The 13,083-nt window shown below is 70.4% G+C and carries 13 protein-coding genes, 2 tRNA genes and 1 pseudogene; 7 read left to right on the forward strand and 9 right to left on the reverse strand.

Annotated elements, in window-relative coordinates:
- The first annotated feature begins 152 nt into the window (after positions 1–152).
- Positions 153–464 (forward strand): sec-independent translocase, encoded by a 312-nt coding sequence (locus PWG71_RS04610; RefSeq protein ID WP_274808246.1) that lies wholly within the window; start codon positions 153–155, stop codon positions 462–464.
- A 15-nt stretch (positions 465–479) separates the two neighbouring features.
- On the opposite strand, the gene PWG71_RS04615 is transcribed toward PWG71_RS04610, so the two are convergent.
- Positions 480–1,010, reverse strand: coding sequence for a hypothetical protein (locus PWG71_RS04615; RefSeq protein ID WP_274808247.1), 531 nt, complete (start codon positions 1,008–1,010; stop codon positions 480–482).
- Between the two features lie 1,008 nt (positions 1,011–2,018).
- Between PWG71_RS04615 and PWG71_RS04620 the strand changes: the two are divergent.
- Positions 2,019–2,742: pseudogene (locus tag PWG71_RS04620) on the forward strand (response regulator).
- 420 nt (positions 2,743–3,162) lie between these two features.
- Here the strand turns inward: PWG71_RS04620 and PWG71_RS04625 are convergent.
- The 7 genes from PWG71_RS04625 to galU form a co-directional block, all read right to left on the reverse strand.
- Positions 3,163–3,236: transfer RNA gene (locus PWG71_RS04625), tRNA-Ala, on the reverse strand.
- Between the two features lie 72 nt (positions 3,237–3,308).
- On the reverse strand, positions 3,309–3,902 hold the full coding sequence (gene sepX, locus PWG71_RS04630; protein WP_274808248.1) for a divisome protein SepX/GlpR: 594 nt from the start codon (positions 3,900–3,902) through the stop codon (positions 3,309–3,311).
- Positions 3,903–4,294: 392 nt separating this feature from the next.
- Positions 4,295–5,014, reverse strand: coding sequence for a GNAT family N-acetyltransferase (locus PWG71_RS04635; protein ID WP_274808249.1), 720 nt, complete (start codon positions 5,012–5,014; stop codon positions 4,295–4,297).
- 209 nt (positions 5,015–5,223) lie between these two features.
- Complete coding sequence (locus PWG71_RS04640; protein WP_274808250.1) at positions 5,224–5,736, reverse strand: MogA/MoaB family molybdenum cofactor biosynthesis protein; 513 nt, start codon at positions 5,734–5,736, stop codon at positions 5,224–5,226.
- A complete protein-coding gene (gene moaC / locus PWG71_RS04645; RefSeq protein WP_274808251.1) occupies positions 5,729–6,235 on the reverse strand; it encodes a cyclic pyranopterin monophosphate synthase MoaC in 507 nt (168 codons plus the stop codon). Before moaC ends, PWG71_RS04640 begins: the two co-directional genes overlap by 8 nt.
- Before the next feature lie 134 nt (positions 6,236–6,369).
- Positions 6,370–7,596: a molybdotransferase-like divisome protein Glp gene (gene glp, locus PWG71_RS04650; protein WP_274808252.1), complete on the reverse strand. Its 1,227-nt coding sequence runs from the start codon at positions 7,594–7,596 to the stop codon at positions 6,370–6,372.
- A 118-nt stretch (positions 7,597–7,714) separates the two neighbouring features.
- Positions 7,715–8,644 (reverse strand): UTP--glucose-1-phosphate uridylyltransferase GalU, encoded by a 930-nt coding sequence (gene galU, locus PWG71_RS04655; RefSeq protein WP_274808253.1) that lies wholly within the window; start codon positions 8,642–8,644, stop codon positions 7,715–7,717.
- Positions 8,645–8,795: 151 nt separating this feature from the next.
- Here galU and PWG71_RS04660 point away from each other — a divergent pair, with 151 nt between their 5' ends.
- The 4 genes from PWG71_RS04660 to PWG71_RS04675 all read left to right on the forward strand — a co-directional run bounded on the left by PWG71_RS04660 (position 8,796) and on the right by PWG71_RS04675 (position 11,364).
- Positions 8,796–9,416, forward strand: coding sequence for a 5-formyltetrahydrofolate cyclo-ligase (locus PWG71_RS04660; protein WP_274808254.1), 621 nt, complete (start codon positions 8,796–8,798; stop codon positions 9,414–9,416).
- A 177-nt stretch (positions 9,417–9,593) separates the two neighbouring features.
- Positions 9,594–9,941: an FmdB family zinc ribbon protein gene (locus PWG71_RS04665; protein WP_274808255.1), complete on the forward strand. Its 348-nt coding sequence runs from the start codon at positions 9,594–9,596 to the stop codon at positions 9,939–9,941.
- 232 nt (positions 9,942–10,173) lie between these two features.
- Positions 10,174–10,827, forward strand: a complete 654-nt coding sequence (locus PWG71_RS04670; RefSeq protein WP_274808256.1) for an SAF domain-containing protein — start codon at positions 10,174–10,176, stop codon at positions 10,825–10,827.
- Between the two features lie 129 nt (positions 10,828–10,956).
- Positions 10,957–11,364, forward strand: coding sequence for an MscL family protein (locus PWG71_RS04675; protein ID WP_274808257.1), 408 nt, complete (start codon positions 10,957–10,959; stop codon positions 11,362–11,364).
- A 40-nt stretch (positions 11,365–11,404) separates the two neighbouring features.
- Here the strand turns inward: PWG71_RS04675 and PWG71_RS04680 are convergent, their stop codons facing one another.
- Positions 11,405–12,508, reverse strand: coding sequence for a M15 family metallopeptidase (locus tag PWG71_RS04680; protein ID WP_274808258.1), 1,104 nt, complete (start codon positions 12,506–12,508; stop codon positions 11,405–11,407).
- A gap of 423 nt (positions 12,509–12,931) precedes the next feature.
- Between PWG71_RS04680 and PWG71_RS04685 the strand changes: the two genes are divergently transcribed.
- A tRNA-Arg gene (locus PWG71_RS04685) sits at positions 12,932–13,004 on the forward strand.
- Positions 13,005–13,083: the final 79 nt, after the last annotated feature.

The raw sequence follows: 13,083 nt of genomic DNA on the forward strand, positions 1-13,083 counted from the left end.
ACCCTCCGTCCCTCCCTCGGGGCGGGGGGTCGGCCGTGTCCCGACCCGTTCACTCCCGTGTCACCCCGCCGATCCGGGCACGGTTACCCAACCGCACCGATACCGGTTAACCTGCTTGAAGCCGGTCGGTACACGAAGAACGAGGATCGCGCATGTTCAACATCAGCGGAGGAGAGTTCGTCGTCCTCCTCCTGCTCGCGCTGCTGATCTTCGGGCCGGACCAGCTCCCCAAGGCCGCCCAGCAGGTGGGCCGGGTGCTCCGCCAGCTGCGGACCATGGCCAACTCCGCGTCCAAGGACATCAAGGAGGGCCTGGGACCGGAGTACAAGGACTTCGACGTCCAGGACCTCAACCCCAAGCGGTTCGTGCAGAAGCACTTCTGGGAGGGCGACGAGGAGCCCGAGGCCAAGCCGGTGGCCCGGCTCAACGGCAAACGGCCCCCCTTCGACGACGAGGCCACCTGACCGGATCCCGTCCCGTCAACCGGCGAGCATGAGGACGAAGAGTCCCAGGGCCGCCAGGATGATCGAGCCGACGATGATGGCGGGCGAGCCGACGGCGATGATGAGGACCTCGGTGATCAACGCCCCGCCGATGGCGGCGGCCGCCCAGGGCCAGCGCGGTTCCGGCGACCAGTCGTTGCGGCGTTCGCGGGCGACGGTGACGCCGAACGCGACCGCGATGAGCGCCCAGAACACCAGGTGGGCGACGGCCCGCGCGGAGGGGTCGACGTAGTCCGCCATTCCGCCGACGATCATCACGTACACGAGGGTCCCGGTGATCAACCGCCAGTACCCCCGACCGCGTTCGACGGGAATGGCGCGCAGTCGGGCGGGGCTGGTGCGTCGAAAGCGTTCGGCGGCGGCGGGTGGGGGCTCCTCGCTCGCGGGTTCGGGGGGCGGCGGGTCGAAACGGGGCCGGGGCGGCAGGGGCGGGGGCTCGTAGCCTCCGGCCGGCTCCGATTCCTCGGGGTACCGATGGCCATCAGGGTACTGGGGGGAGTCGGACATGGTCCGCCCCTTCACGATCGGCGCTGTCCGGCCCGAGGCCGGGGGGTCTCGCCCTTTCCCTACCCGAGGGCCCGTGGCGTCAAATCCTCACAGGTCCCGCCTGGAAACACGCGAGGGCCCGGCCGCCCCGACGACCGTGATCAGGGGTCGTCGGGCGACCGGGCCCTCCGGGACCACGTGTCAGAGCCAAACCCATCCGCTCTCGCGGGCGCAAAGCGTCTGCTTGATCATGGCATGTACCTTTCGTGTGGTTTCAGCCCATCCCTGGACCACTGTGGACCACCCGACCACCCTCGGCAAGACCCTCACTCGAAGTTCATCTTTTTATGACGAACCAGAACACAAAGGACAGAAGGGCAGCGATCCGACTACACGACCCCCGCGGAACCGCAGATCAGCGGCACGCATTCGCGATCGCAGAGCACACCCTCCCCGACGACCTGCAAAAACAAGGCCGCTCAATGGCAAAATCGGATACTCCCCCATAACCGAGGGTGAGCACGGGGAGATTGCGGGATCCGGCGACCGGAGGAGCCACGGAACCCCATACCAACCGGAATGAAGATCCCTTCGCCCTGCATATCGAGGACGCCCGGATAAACCCTTCCGAACCCGCCTCTCGACCTCCACCAACGGGACCACGGAGGAACAGTGGCCGTCCATCACTCTCCGTAATTACCTTGCGACAGATCACCTCGCCCCCCAGGTGACTCCTCCGACCCCCGACCCCTGTTATGGACGTACGAAACCTCGATATATTGCCGGTCTCTTTTCTGGAAAAGTCGACGACCGCCCTTCCCGAGGGCGCGATCCACCCCACAGGACGCCCGTTTCCTGATGAGTCGACCCGGATGCCGAGGGGTGAGTTCATCCGTTACCCGCGCGGCCCCTGGAAACCCCACCCGAAGGCAGGAAGGACCCGTCCGAGTCCCCGACCGTCCCGCACGCGAAGGGTCCGGACGGAACGTGGAGTCCCCTCCCGGCGTCACGCGCGAGGAGGCGCCCGTCGTGAGCCCGCACCCCCGAGCACGTCCCCTTCACCCGTTCCCCCGGGGGCATCCCCCTCAACGGTGCCGCACCATCCGCGTCATGGTCGTGGACGACCACGCCTTCTTCCGGCGCGGGCCGGTGTCCGTCCTGGACGAGGAGGCGGACATCGACGTGGTCGGCGAGGCGGGGGACGGCGAAGAGGCCGGCCGGCTCACCGTCCGGTCCCGTCCCGACGTGGTCCTCATGGACGTGTGGATGCCGCACGCCCGCGGCATCGAGGCCTGTCCGCGCATCCGCGAGGCGGTGCCGAACACCAGGCTCGTCATGCTGACCATGAGCGACGAGGAGTCCGACCTGCTCGACGCGCCCAAGGTCGGCGCGAGCGGCCACCCGCTCAAGGAGATCGCGGTCACCGACCCGCCCCGGGCGTTGCGCGGCATCGCCGACGGACGTTCCTTCATCAACCCCACCATGGCGACCCGACTCATCGGGGAGTTCGCCGAGTCGGCCGAACAGGACGGCCCCCGCCGGAGCCGCCGGTGATCTCCCGGCTCACACCGAGGGAGACCGAGGTGCTCAGGCTGGTCACCCGGCCCCCCTCAACGACCGGGGGATCGGCGAACGGCCGTTCATCACCGAGAACACGGTGAAGGCCCGCGTGCGCAACATCCTGGGGAAACTCCAGGTCCACTCCCGCACCGAGGCGGCCATCTACGCCGTCCGCGCCCGGTACGTGTCCTGACCGGTCCGGAATCGGCCGATCCCGCCCGGGATCGAAGCCGGCGCAGTATTCTGGTGGCGCACCGGCCCCCGCCCGAGGGGATAGCCGCTTCGCCGGTGACACTCGGGGCTCCGGTCCGGAATCGACACCCCGCGCGAGGGGATAGTCCGACCACCCGAGGCCGACGGGGGCCCGTGCCGCGCACGGGCCCCCGTCGCACGCCCCCGCTCAGCCGCCGAACCGGCCCGGGACGTCCAAGCCCGGAGGGCTCCACAGAGGTCGTGATGGCGCCGCACGCTCACGCCCCGGGCGGCCCCGACCGCCCCGGATACGACGAAGCCCCCGCGGCACGGCGGTGTCCCGCCTTCGGGACCCGGACACCCTCCCGGGAAACGACGAAGGTCCTCTCCCCGGAAAGGGAGAGGACCTTCTTTTCTTCGGTGGAGCTATGGGGATTTGAACCCCAGACCCCCTCGATGCGAACGAGGTGCGCTACCGGACTGCGCCATAGCCCCTTGAAGACGAGATAAGCCTAGCAGGGATCCGGGGATGCTCCGAACCGGTTCGGGGGCACCCCCGGGCCCGGGTCAGTCGCCGGCCGCGCGCAGGCGGGCGTCGGCGTACTGGTCGTAGACCTGGTTGCGGCGATCGCGCAGGGCGATGATCTCGGCCTCGCGTTCGGCCTCCCGCTCCTCGCGCTCCTCACGCTCGACCGCCCTCCGTTCCCGCAGGGCGACCTGGCGCCGGACCTCGATGACGGCGGCCCGGTGTTCGGCGTCGGCCTTGGCGGCCTCGCGGAGCAGGGCCAGGTGACCGCCCAGCAGGAGCACCGGCGGGAGGATCACCCACCAGGGCCCCAGCCCGAACGCGACGGCGATCACCGTGCCCAGGGTGAGGAGGACGAGCGTGGTGGTGCGGCGTCGCCGGCGGGCCATCACCCGGGAGCGGCGCTCCCGGATGATCGGGACGGGCGGCGCCGGTTCCCCCATCAGAAGGACCTCGCCTTCGATCCCCTCATCGTCGTCCTCCGGAACCTCGGCATCCCCCATGGTCTCCATGTCCTCGTCCTCGCGCCGCGGTTCCTCGTGGACGACGTCCACGGGGTCCTTCCGCAGCAGCATCGGCACGAGGACGATGAGCCATACGACCACGATGGCCAAATACAGAGGAGAGCTGCTCATCACCCCTCCTCACGATGACGGCCACTGAACGTTGCTCGACACGTCGTCGACACCGCCCCGCGCGGCTCGTCCGGAGAGGGGAACGTCCGTCCCGGGGACGGGGTTCCTGACCTCGGACGTTCCCGGGAGTGGTCCCGGGCATATCCGCGCGCTGCCCGCATCGTCAATGCGTCTATGTTCCGCACGGTACGACCCCGTGTCCATAAATGCGCCACATTCTGACCGGAGTGTCGCAAGATTGTGGACTCTCAGTTTCGGCCATCCGGGGCGACTGGGCTTCGGCGCAGGTCAAAGGATGACTGCACAGAGCAATGCCAATTCAACGCAAAGTAATTGATCAATGTCGCTAAAGAGAGGTTTAAGTTCCGGTCACACCCGAGATCGTGCCACGTTCAGTTCGAACCGGGGTGCGGACTCGCCGGGTGGTGGGGATCTCCGCCGCCGTTCGGGCCTTGTGGCCCCAAAGCGGAACCGGGGCCGGAATCGGACTCCGGTGGAGACCCCGGGGCTCTCCCCATGCGCCACCGGTGCAGCAGCCCGTTCGGCACCTCCTCGGCCGTGAGCGCGTAACAGATGTGATCGCGCCAGTCGCCGTCGATGTGCAGTTGGCGTCTGCGCACACCCTCGTCCCGGAAGCCCAGCTTGTCCACGACCCGCCTGCTGGCCTTGTTCTCGGGACGGACGTTGGCCTCGATCCGATGCAGCCCGGCACGGAAGAAGGAGTGGTCCACGGCCAGCGCCACGGCCGTCGGGGTGATACCGCGCCCCGCGTGGGCACCGTCGATCCAGTAGCCGATCTGCGCCGACCGGGCCGATCCCCAGACGATGCCGCCCACGGAGAGCTGACCGACGAAGCGCCCCTCGTAGAGCACCGCCCACGGCATGGACAGCCCCTGGCGGGCCTCCCTGCGGACGGCCTGGATCATGGCGATGTAGGGGGACAGGCCGGTGGTGCGCAGGGGCATCTCCGGATAGGTCGGTTCCCAGGGGCGTAGCCACTCCGCGTTGCGGGCACGGGTGTCGCGCAGGGCGGTGGCGTCGCGGAGACGGAGCGGCCGGAGTGCGACCGGCCCCTCCTCCAAGGTGACGGGCCACCCTTGTCTGCGATTCACGACCGTCCCTTCGCCGACGCCGCCGGCGTTCGGGCGCCGACAGGGGTCTCCAGTATTCCACTCCTCGGGCACGGCGCGTCGGGGGTCACCCGGCGCACCAGAAACGGACGGGGTCTAATGCGGATAGTCCGGCACCGGAAATAAGGGTGCGGGTCAAGGAATTCTCTGCGGACGGAATGCCCGAGATGTGATTTGTGTCATTGCCCGACTCATTCGGAACGAGGGTGATCCGCACCACGCAACTGGTCGAGGGCGTGTCCCAGCACCGGTGCCAGAACGTCCATCCCGTCGCTCGCGCCTCCCCGTGACCCGGGGAGGTTGACCACGAGCAGACGCCGGTCACCGCGCACGATCACACCCGCGAGGCCACGGGAGAGGATGGAGGTCGGCACCCCCTTCTCCCGTCCCGCGGCCCGGATCGCCTCGGCGATCCCCGGGACCTCGTAGGTGATCAGGGACCGGGTCGCCTCGGGGGTGAGGTCCTGGGGGGTCACGCCGGTGCCGCCGGTGGTGAGTACCGCCTCGGCGTGTTCGGCCAGGGCCCGTTCGATGGCCTCCGCGACCGGTGGGCCGTCCGGCACCACCCACGGCCCGAGCGGTTCGCAGCCGAGGGCGCGCAGCCGTTCGACGATGACCGGACCGGACCTGTCGGGGTAGACACCGGCCGACGCCCGGTTGGACGCCGTCACGACGGCCACACGCGGCGCACGGGTCTCACTCACCGCTCCGCCTCCAGTGGCCCTTCTTACCGCCGGTCTTCTCCTCCACCCGGACCCGGGTGACCTCGGCCTCGGGGTCGACGGCCTTGACCATGTCCACCAGGCCCAGGGCGGCGGTCATGACGCTGGTGAGCGCCTCCATCTCCACCCCGGTCCGATCGGCGGTGCGCACGGTGGCCCGGATGTCGACGCCCTCGTCCACGACGGTGAGTTCCACGTCCACGCCGTGCACGGCGATGGGGTGACAGAGCGGGACCAGGTCGGGGGTGCGTTTGGCCCCCTGGATGCCCGCGATCCGCGCCACCGCGAGGGCGTCGCCCTTGGGCACCCCTCCCCCGCGCAGCGCGGCGACGGCCTCGCCGCTCAGCAGCACCTTGCCGGTGGCCGTGGCGGTGCGGGCGCTGACGTCCTTGGCGGAGACGTCGACCATGCGCGCCGCGCCCGACGCGTCCAGGTGGGTGAGCCCGCCGGGGTGCCCGTCCGGTCGTGGGGTGTCGCTCATCGTCGTCCTCCGTGTTCGCAACCGTGGGGACGCGGTCGCGCCGCGCCCTCCACGAAGGTACGGCACGTCGACCCCGTCCGGCCCCGACCCACCGCGGTCGCCCCGGCGCCGGGAACTCCGGAGACCCTCCCCGGTCAGGCGGGGCGGGGCAGGACCAGAACCTCGACGGTGGCTCCGGCAGGGAGTTCCGTGACGTCCTCGGGCACGACGATCAGGGCGTTCGTGGTGGTGAGCGCGGACAACTGGTGCGACTGCTGTCGGGTCAGCGGGGTCACCGTCGCCTCACGGTCGGGGCCGGTCGTCTCCAGGACGCCCCGCAGGAAGGAGCGGCGGCCCCCGGGCGAGGTGGCGGGTGCGGCCAACCGGGCCCGAACGCCCTCCAGGGAGGTGGGCGGCAGCCCGCGCAGGCGGCGCAGCGCCGGCAGCACCAGCACCTGGAAGGAGACGAAGGCGCTCACCGGGTTCCCCGGCAGGGTGACGATGGGGGTGCGGTCCGGTCCGATGACGCCGAACCCCTGGGGCTTGCCCGGCTGCATGGCCACCTGGGTGAACTCGACGGTCCCCTGGCCGGTCAGGACCTCCTTGACGACGTCGTGGGCACCCATGCTCACCCCACCGGTGGTGATGATCAGGTCGGCGCGGACCAGGAGGCCCTCCAGGACGTCGAGGACCGCGGCCGGGTCGTCGCCCACGAACCCGTGCCGGTGCACGTCGCAGCCGGCGTCGCGGGCGGCGGCGGCCACCATGAAGCTGTTGGACTCCCAGATCTGGCCGGGCCCCAGGGGACGTCCCGGTTCGACGAGTTCCTCGCCGGTGGAGAGCACCACCACGCGGGGTCGGGGGAAGACGGAGACGGTGCGCCGCCCCACGGCGGCCAGGACGCCCATCTCTCCGGAACCGATGCGCGCGCCCGACCGGAGGACCACGGTGCCGGCCTCGACGTCGCCGCCCGCACGGCGGATGGAGTCCCCCACCCGGACCGGGCGGCCGAAGGCGGCCCGCACGACGTCGCCGTCGGTCCACTCCACCGGGACGACCGCGTCCGCGCCCATGGGCAGGGGCGCGCCGGTCATGATGCGCGCGCACAGGCCGGGACGGATCGCGACGGGCGAGGCGTCTCCGGCGGCGATGTCGGCGACCACCGGCAGGACCACGGGGGTGTCGGGGGAGGCCGTCTCCAGGTCGGCGGCGACCACCGCGTAACCGTCCATGGAGGAGTTGTCGAAATTGGGCAGGGACACCGGCGAGGAGACGGTCTCGGCCAGGACGGTGCCGTGCGCCCGGAGCAGATCGACCTCGACCGGCCGCGGGTCGGCGACCACGGCCAGGATGTCGGCGATGTGCTGTTCGACGCTCTTCACGGGGGCTCCTCGGGTTCGTGGTCGGAACGCGCGCGCCGCCGAACGATCCCGGCGGCGCCCACGCCCCATTGTCACCACCTTCGGGATCCGGGCACGGCACCCGTCCCCGGACCGTGCGTCACGTCCCCTGACGGTCCACGAACTCGCGCAGCCACGGCAACAGCTCGTCGGCGAGGTCGGGGCGGCGGCAGGCGAAGTCGACGACGGTACGGATGTAGTCGGCCTTGTTGCCGGTGTCGTAGCGGTGGCCCCGGAACAGGACGCCGTGGACCGTGCCGCCGTCCTCGGGCTTGCGGCGGGCCAGTTCGAGCAGGGCGTCGGTGAGCTGGATCTCGCCGCCCCGGCCGGGCGGGGTCTCGTGCAGGATCGGGAAGATCGCCGGGTCGCAGATGTAGCGGCCGATGACGGCCCACCGGCTGGGGGCCTGCTCGGGCGCGGGCTTCTCCACCAGGTCGGTGACGATGACGACGTCGTCCTCGTCGGTGGGTTCGATGCCCGCGCAGCCGTAGAGGGAGACCTGTTCGGGCTCGACCTCCATGAGCGCCACGACGCTGCCGCCGTGTCGGTGCCGGACCTCGATCATGCGACGCAGCAGGTCTGCGGATTCGATGAGGTCGTCGCCGAGCAGGACGGCGAACGGGTTGTCGCCCACGTGGGCCTCCGCGCACAGGACCGCGTGCCCCAGGCCGCGCGGTTCGCCCTGACGGACGTAGTGCACCTGGGCCAGACCGCTGGGCTCGCGGACCGAGCGCAGCCGCTCGGTGTCGCCCTTGGCCTCCAGGGCCTCCTCCAACTCGTAGGCGCGGTCGAAGTGGTCCTCGATGGAGCGTTTGTTGCGCCCGGTGATCATGAGAACGTCGCGCAGCTCGGCGGCGACGGCCTCCTCCACGACGTACTGGATCGCGGGCTTGTCCACGATCGGGAGCATCTCTTTGGGAGTGGCCTTGGTCGCCGGGAGGAAGCGGGTGCCGAGGCCGGCCGCCGGGATGACCGCCTTGGTGACGGGGGCGGGGGCGTTGTCGGTCCGTGTCTGGTCGCTGGCGTTCATGTCGGCACTCTAGGCCAGTCGCCGGTCACCCGGTGCGCCACGACCCGACCGGCGCCCCGAGAAGTCTCGACGGTTTCCGGACGAAGCCTCCCGAATGCCACCCGGTGTTCACCGGAAGGGATCGGTGGAGGTCCGCTGCCAGACTGGGGGCATGGACGAGACGGCACGGTCGGAGAAGCGAAGGATGCGGCGGCGGCTCCTGGACGCACGCCGGGCGATGGACCCCGGGGAGCGCGAGCGCGCCGGCTCGGTGGTGCGCGACGCTCTCACGGACCTGCCCTGGCTGGCCATGAGCGGGACCGTGGCCTGCTACCACTCGGTGGGCACCGAGCCGGGCACCCACCGGTTGATCACGGCGCTGTGGAAGCGGGGCACGTACGTGCTGCTGCCGATCTTCCTGCCCGACGGGAACCTGGACTGGGCGGCCTACGACGGCCCGGAGAGCCTGGCCCCGGCGGGGCACGGACTGCTGGAGCCGACCGGGCACCGGTACGGGGTCGGGGCTCCGGCCACGGTGGACGCCATGGTGTGCCCGGCGCTTGCGGTGGACCGGTCCGGCGGCCGACTGGGGCGGGGCGCCGGATGCTACGACCGGGCGCTGGCGTTGCGGGGGCCGCACTGTCCGGCGATCGCCGTGGTGTACGACGACGAGTTCGTGGACGAGGTGCCCGGAGAAGCGCACGACCTGCGGGTGGACGCCGTGATCACGCCGGGCGGCGGACTGCGCGTCTTCGACTCCGGGGTGTGGCCGGACCGGAATCGAGGGGATTAACCGGACGGTCGGGGGCGTTGTCACCGACGATCGTGTTCCGGTCGCCACCGACGCCCCCGACGTGTGCGTTCCCTGTGACGAGTGCGTTCCCCCTGAGGTGCTGTCACGGCCCCGGCCGCCGAGCGCGTACTATTTAGCAGTCAACGGGCGAGAGTGCCAGCAAGGAGGACCCGAACAGTGCCTACGTATCAGTACGCGTGCACCGAGTGCGGCGCCCAGATGGAGGTCGTGCAGAGCTTCAGTGACGACGCCCTGACCGTCTGCCCCGAGTGCGAGGGGCGCCTGCGCAAGGTCTACTCCGCGGTCGGCATCGTCTTCAAGGGCTCCGGTTTCTACCGCACCGACAGCGGCAAGACCTCCAACAGCTCCTCCCTGACCGGCTCCGGCGCAGGCGCCGCCTCGGCGGGCTCCTCCGGTGAGGGCAAGTCCTCCACCACCGAGACCAAGAGCACCGAGTCGACCTCCGCCCCCAAGAGCGAGAGCAAGGCGACCACCGCCACGACGACCGCGGCGACCGCCGGCTGACGGCCTCCGCCATCGATCGGGCTCCGCGCCGCCGAGTACTCGGCGGCGCGCGGCGCGTCCGGACCCGGACGACGGAACGGGTCCCCGCCGCAACGGCGCGCCCGACATCCCCGGCACGGTGCCGGCGGCACGGGCCTTCCTCGGGGCGGTGTCCGCCGAGACGACCGGCCTCCTCGGAAAAGGGCCTGTGGACAACCGACCCACCCCTCCTCCGGCGACCTAGCGTTGAGGCATGACCAACGCCCCCCGTCTCCCCTACCGTCACCGCCGGGCGCTCACCCGGTTCGTCGACCGTCACCGGCGGACCCTCGCCGCCCTGTTGACCGCCATCGCGCTGATCGGCGCCGTACTCGCGGTACGCCCGCCGCCCCCGACCACCGTCGAGGTGCTGGTCGCCGCCCGCGACCTGGACGCCTCCGGCCCGCTCTCCGAGGGCGATCTCACCCCCGCGGCCCTGCCCGATTCCACCGTGCCCCGAGGCGCCCTGCCTCCGTCCACCGAGGTGGTCGGCCGTTCCCTCAACGCCCCGGTACGCCGCGGGGAGGTCATCACCGACGCCCGGCTGGCCGATCCACCGACGCGGCCCTACGGCGACGACCTGGTCGCCGTCCCGGTCCGGGTCGCCGATCCCGGCGCGGTGGCCCTGCTCTCCCCCGGAGACCGGGTGGACGTGCTGGCGGCCCGGGGCCACGACGAGTTCGCCCCGGCCCGGGCGGGACCGGCGACGGAGGTGGTCGGCGCCCGACCGGTGCTGGCGGTTCCGGTCGAGACCCGTCACGGAGGCGAGGCGGGTGCGCTCATCCTCATCGCGGCGACCCCCGAGGAGGCCCGGGAACTGGCCGGACACGCCACGGGGTCCCGACTGTCCATCACCATCCGCGGTTGACCACTGACCTTTTGTCGTGAAAGCTGGCCGGGCGCTCTCCCCCCATGCCCCCGCGCCCGCTCCGAGCGGGCACGATACCCCCGGCGAGGGCGCTCCGCACAGCACGCACGAGACACGTAGGGCTTTGCCATGGAAGGCTTCAAGAAGTTCCTGCTCCAGGGGAACCTGGTGCAACTCGCGGTGGCGGTCGTGATCGGTACGGTCTTCGCCAACCTCGTCACCGCGTTCACGGAAGGATTCATCACCCCGCTCATCGGGATCTTCGGCGGGGTCCCGACCTTCGGCGATCTCTACTTCGAGGTCAACGGCAGCCGGTTCCTGTACGGCGCGTTCATCGACGCGCTGATCTCGTTCCTGATCACCGCGTCGATCGTGTACTTCTTCGTGGTGCTGCCGCTGGCCAAGCTGATGCAGAAGTTCATCAAGGCCGAGGAGGCCACCACCCGCGAATGCCCGTACTGCTTCAGCGACATCAGCAAGAAGGCCGTCCGGTGCTCCGGTTGCACCGGTGAGGTCGTCCCGGAGACCGTCTCCTGACCCACGCCGGGGGCGGCCCGACGGGCCGCCCCCGGGACGCTCAGCGCGTGTACTCCCAGTGCCAGGGCTCGAACGGACTGGACTTGGCCCAGGCCGGGTGGATCCACCCGTGATCGGCGCCGTTGGTCTCCATCCAGTTCCACCGTTCGGAGCGGAAGTTCTGGATACCGCAGCCGAGATCGATGGCCTGGCCCAGACCGTGGTTACTGGTGCCGGGGACGGCCGCGAAGCCGGGCGGCTGCTCGGCGTAGACGCGGTGCTGGTTGGGCAGGTCCCGATAGGCACTGGTGATGCACATGTTCTCGCCGAAGCGGTCCACGTACTTCATGTTGAGTTCGAGGAAGTCGACGGCGGCGTCGGCGCGCAGGAACTTGTCGTCGTAAAGCGCGCACAGGGCCTCCGACGGCAGCAGACCGTTGGGGTGCCCCTGGGCGAGTGAGGCCTTGCTCGGATCGCAGTTGGCGGCGGCCATGTACGCGTCGGGGTCGATGCCGAGCTCCTCCAGCTCGTCGGTGAGCGCCTGGCTGCTCTCCTCCGATTGCTCGCGCAGCCGGTCCACCTCGGCGGCCAGGGAGGCCTGTTCCAGCTGGGTGGTGGTCTGGAGTTCCTGGGCCTGCCCGGCCAGCTCGATCTGCTCGTCGCGCAGGTCGGTGGCGTCCTGGATGAGCGTCTGGTTGTTCTCCGACAGCTTGGCCGCGTAGGACTGGGTCTGGAGGTCCTCGTCGAGGTCACCGGCGGCCAGGGCGCCCAGGGCGCCGGCGCTCGGCTGCTGGTAGAGGGTGCTGGCGAGCCGGGCCAGCGGCTCGCGCATCTCGCCGAGTTCCAGCTCGGTCTGCTGGAGTTCGTGGATGGTCTCCACGAGTTCCTCCTGGGCCTCCTCCAGCGCCTCCTGGCGCTCGACGTACTCGTCGTTGGCCTCCTCCAGCTCCTGGGCGGACTGCTCCGCCCGTTCGCGAAGGTCCTCCAGACTGGCCTCGGCGGGCGCGATGGCCAGCGGCGGCGGCGGAACGACGAGCAGCGTGGTCACGAGCAGCAACGCCACGGTCCGCGCGAACCGGGCACGGTGACGGCCGGCGAGCGCGACCAGCATCCCGCCCTCCGGTACGCGGGTTCCCCGCAGCACCGAATCAGAGGTGAACGGCACGAATGCTCCTCCGGCTGCTACTAATCCTCGAACGCCTACCCGTGGCCGCAAGGCAACGTACTACACGTCCACTTGCGGTCACGTGAGAACGGCCGACCGAGCGGTGCGATATCCAGGGGAAGAGGTTCCCCGGTTCCACGCGCTCTTTCCGGTCTCCGATGTCATGGCTGGTCATCACGGTGTCGCGGGTCGAAGACCCCGACCGCACCGTGTGGCTTCGGGACACTGAAGGGCGAAACCCCCCAGTCCTCGTGAAGAACATCACAACGCCACCAGGACAACCAATCGTAGGTCAGAGTACTCCGCCATGCACGCAGAGTCCCCCACTCGCGGAGCCCGGACACCCATCGACACCCGGAGAACGCCTATCCTGGGTTAGGCTTGGCCCGGTGGCGGGGCAACGCATACCTCCACCAGACCCATGGCTCCATAGCTCAGGGGATAGAGCACCGCTCTCCTAAAGCGGGTGTCGCAGGTTCGAATCCTGCTGGGGCCGCCGTGCGCGAACGGGCGCCGTTCCTTCGGGAGCGGCGCCCGTTCGCGTTCCCGGACACCCGATCTCTGGGCATGACCCG

This window comes from Nocardiopsis sp. N85, assembly GCF_028882275.1.
Taxonomy (GTDB): domain Bacteria; phylum Actinomycetota; class Actinomycetes; order Streptosporangiales; family Streptosporangiaceae; genus Nocardiopsis; species Nocardiopsis lambiniae.

What these genes read in the sequence shown, in the direction of transcription:
- PWG71_RS04610 (WP_274808246.1), top strand. Translation starts at nt 153, where the DNA reads ATGTTCAACATCAGCGGAGGAGAGTTCGTCGTCCTCCTCCTGCTCGCG.
- PWG71_RS04615 (WP_274808247.1), bottom strand. Translation starts at nt 1,010, where the DNA reads ATGTCCGACTCCCCCCAGTACCCTGATGGCCATCGGTACCCCGAGGAA.
- sepX (WP_274808248.1), bottom strand. Translation starts at nt 3,902, where the DNA reads ATGAGCAGCTCTCCTCTGTATTTGGCCATCGTGGTCGTATGGCTCATC.
- moaC (WP_274808251.1), bottom strand. Translation starts at nt 6,235, where the DNA reads ATGAGCGACACCCCACGACCGGACGGGCACCCCGGCGGGCTCACCCAC.
- galU (WP_274808253.1), bottom strand. Translation starts at nt 8,644, where the DNA reads ATGAACGCCAGCGACCAGACACGGACCGACAACGCCCCCGCCCCCGTC.
- PWG71_RS04660 (WP_274808254.1), top strand. Translation starts at nt 8,796, where the DNA reads ATGGACGAGACGGCACGGTCGGAGAAGCGAAGGATGCGGCGGCGGCTC.
- PWG71_RS04670 (WP_274808256.1), top strand. Translation starts at nt 10,174, where the DNA reads ATGACCAACGCCCCCCGTCTCCCCTACCGTCACCGCCGGGCGCTCACC.
- PWG71_RS04675 (WP_274808257.1), top strand. Translation starts at nt 10,957, where the DNA reads ATGGAAGGCTTCAAGAAGTTCCTGCTCCAGGGGAACCTGGTGCAACTC.